This is a genomic window from Mesorhizobium sp. M2E.F.Ca.ET.209.01.1.1, assembly GCF_004010375.2.
Lineage (GTDB): Bacteria > Pseudomonadota > Alphaproteobacteria > Rhizobiales > Rhizobiaceae > Mesorhizobium.
In genome coordinates this window covers 1-311 of the sequence record NZ_SADP02000896.1, presented here as the reverse complement: position 1 = coordinate 311, position 311 = coordinate 1, and the positions used below count along the sequence as shown (strand labels likewise).

The 311-nt window shown below is 66.6% G+C and carries 1 pseudogene; it reads left to right on the top strand.

Features of this window, described 5'->3' with window-relative positions:
- Positions 1-311 (top strand): annotated as a pseudogene (locus tag EN852_RS38375) (hypothetical protein); the annotation flags it as partial.

The window sequence follows — 311 nt, the reverse complement described above, 5'->3', positions numbered from 1 at the left end:
GCAAGCCCGACTTCATCGACGGTCATCAGCACGTGCATTTCCTGCCCGTCGTGCGCGGATGGCTGCGGGCGTATTTTCCCGACGCCGCCGGCAGGCCGGTGCTGCGCGGCGCTCCGGCGCTTGGCGATGCCGCCGTCGCTTCGAAGATCGCGGCAATCGCTGCCGTGGCCGCCGGCTTCAATCAATCGATGCAGCGCGCCGGCTTTGCCGTTTGGAAGCCGCTCGCCGGCATCTACGACTGGCGGCAACCCGAAAAATTTGCGCCATTGCTGAAGGCCGCGGTCGAAGCGTTGCCGGACCATGGGCTGTTC